4 protein-coding genes are annotated in these 2,360 nt (G+C 67.2%); 3 read left to right on the top strand and 1 reads right to left on the bottom strand.

Features of this window, described 5'->3' with window-relative positions; translation table 11 throughout:
• Positions 1-97: 97 nt before the first annotated feature.
• Positions 98-328 carry a hypothetical protein gene (locus P1P70_RS43495; RefSeq protein ID WP_319247873.1) on the bottom strand — a complete coding sequence of 77 codons (231 nt, stop codon included), beginning with the start codon at positions 326-328 and terminating at the stop codon, positions 98-100.
• A 114-nt stretch (positions 329-442) separates the two neighbouring features.
• Here P1P70_RS43495 and P1P70_RS43490 point away from each other — a divergent pair, with 114 nt between their 5' ends.
• From P1P70_RS43490 to P1P70_RS43480, 3 genes are read left to right on the top strand one after another with little or no spacing between them, the layout of a single operon-like run.
• Positions 443-1,282, top strand: a complete 840-nt coding sequence (locus P1P70_RS43490; protein ID WP_319247871.1) for a helix-turn-helix transcriptional regulator — start codon at positions 443-445, stop codon at positions 1,280-1,282.
• Positions 1,266-1,472, top strand: coding sequence for a DUF397 domain-containing protein (locus P1P70_RS43485; RefSeq protein WP_319247869.1), 207 nt, complete (start codon positions 1,266-1,268; stop codon positions 1,470-1,472). The genes P1P70_RS43490 and P1P70_RS43485 overlap by 17 nt, the downstream gene beginning before the upstream one ends.
• 48 nt (positions 1,473-1,520) lie before the next feature.
• Entirely contained in the window at positions 1,521-2,066 is a 546-nt protein-coding gene (locus tag P1P70_RS43480) for a DinB family protein (protein WP_319247867.1), read from the top strand.
• The last annotated feature ends 294 nt before the right edge of the window (positions 2,067-2,360 follow it).

Here is a 2,360-nt window from a genome sequence, read left to right as displayed (position 1 = left end):
GGCCGCAACTGCGCGTAACCGCCCTCGCGCCCCATCACCTCACCGAGCCGCCCGTCCCGTACGTCCACGGCGTACGCCCGCGAGCCCTGCGGGGCGGTCACGTCTCCGCCGCCTTGCGCAGCACGCCGGCGAGCTTGGCGGCGACCTGGAGGTTGCAGCGCCCCAACTCCACCAACGGATAAGGCAGTTCACTGGCACCGGTGATCGGGTCGACGCGCAGGGACGGCAGGATGATCCCGACCCCGCGCAACGCCTGGTCGAGCTGTTGCACGGCGTCCTCCGTCGAGAACGTGGACCTGCGCCGCCCGTTCACCGCTCTGTTCTTCACGTCGCCATTCCTCCACGCTGGGTCGCCGATTCACCACACAGCGTGTCCGACTCCGCCTAACCTGGCCAGACACAGAGCCTTGACAACGGCGACTGTCGAACAGGGAGCAACACGATGCCAGGACCGAGGGACCTCGACCCGTCGTCATCCCCCCGCGCGCTGCTGGGCGCAGAATTGCGGCACGCCCGGGAGAAAGCAGGCCTCAGCCAGGAAGAGTTGGGCCAACAGCTCTTTGTGAGCGGTTCGTTCGTGAGCCAACTCGAAGCGGGGATGCGACGCATGCAGCCGGATCTGGCCCGGCTCACCGATCTAGCCCTCGGTACGGACGACTTCTTCAGCCGAAACTGCGGCGCTACTGCCAAGTCCAAGTACCCGGAACACTTCGCGGAGGCGGCGGAGGCAGAAGCGGTCGCTACGAGGATCAGGGAATACGCGCCCATGCTGATCCCCGGCCTGCTCCAGACTCGGGCTTACGCCGAGGCCCTGTTCATCGGCCATCAGCCGACGGCCCCTGACGACGAGATCGACAAGCTCGTCCTAGCGCGGCTGGAGAGAGCCAAGCTCCTCGACCATCCGACAAAGCCACTGTTGAGGGTCGTACTCGACGAGGCGTCGCTGCGTCGAACGACAGGCAGCCGGACCGTCATGGCCGAGGCTCTGCTTCACGTCGCCGCCCTGGTCAACCGGCGCCGCGTCATTGCACAGGTGATCCCGTTCAACGCCGGCGCTCACACCCTGATGGGCGGGGCCCTCAAGCTGATGACGTTCGACGACGCACCCCCGCTCGTGTACTTCGAAGGCCCCGGAACCGGCAGGCTGGAAGACGACCCGGCCACCGTCGCCCGCTACGAACTGGCCTACGATTTGCTGGGGGCCACCGCGCTCTCCCCCCACGAATCTCTGGCCTTGATCGAATCGGTGGCGGAGGATTACGCCCATGAAGATCAGCCCTGAGTACCACCTGCCCTCGGCGAAATGGCACAGGTCGACGCACAGCGACGGCAGCGGCGGCAACTGTCTGGAGGTCGCCCTCTCCTCCACCTCCCCCATCCCCGTGCGGGACTCCAAGAACCCCCTCGGCCCGAAGCTCGTGTTCCGGGCGGAGAGCTGGTCCCTGTTCATCCAGGAACTGAAGCGCGACTGACCCACGAAGAGGTCAGGATCTGACCTACATGCTTCCTACTGTGGGGGCATGAGCACAACGACGAACGCCCCCGCCCCCACCCTCCCCACCGGCGAGCGCGCCGACCTGCTGGAAAGCCTCGCCAAGCAGCGGCACTTCCTCCGCTTCACCACCCGTGACCTCACCGACGAGCAGGCCGGACAGCGCACCACGGCCAGCGAACTCTGTCTCGGCGGCCTGATCAAACACGTCACGTCGGTGGAACGGAACTGGGCGGCGTTCATCGTGGACGGCCCCTCGACGATGCCCGACTTCACCGCCATGACCGAGGCCGACTGGGCCAAGCGCGCCGACGAGTTCCGCATGCTGCCCGGCGAGACGCTGACCGACGTGCTTGCGGAGTACGCCGAGGTGGCCGACCGAACCGACGAACTCGTGGCCACGCTGCCCGACCTGAACGCGTCGCACCCGCTGCCGAAGGCCCCGTGGTTCGAGGGGGAGGCGAGCTGGTCGGCCCGCAGGGTGCTGCTGAACATCGCCGCCGAGACCGCGCAGCACGCCGGTCACGCGGACATCATCCGGGAGTCCCTCGACGGGGCGAAGAGCATGGGCTGACGCCCGACGGGACCCGGCCCCGAAGCTCAAGCCGTCAGCCCCGAGCGCTCTTTTTTCGGAATGGGAATGGGCCTCAACCCACCCTCCCACCCGGCAAGTTGACGTCACGCGTTCGAGTTGCCACGCACCGTGACGATGCTGATACGGTGCCCGCAGACGAAACAGCCCCCGCCAGGTGCTACCAACACCTGCGGGGGCTTGACCTACGAGATCGAGAAGAGTTCGATCCCATGGCTGAGGCCAACTTTAGTGCTGCCGCCCGCCCCGCGCACGCGGACCCGCACCCTCCGCGCC

It is taken from the genome of Streptomyces sp. MB09-02B, assembly GCF_033794485.1.
Classification (GTDB): Bacteria; Actinomycetota; Actinomycetes; order Streptomycetales; family Streptomycetaceae; genus Streptomyces.
The sequence above is the reverse complement of the archived record's forward strand: the minus strand, read 5'-3'. Positions and strand labels throughout refer to the sequence as shown.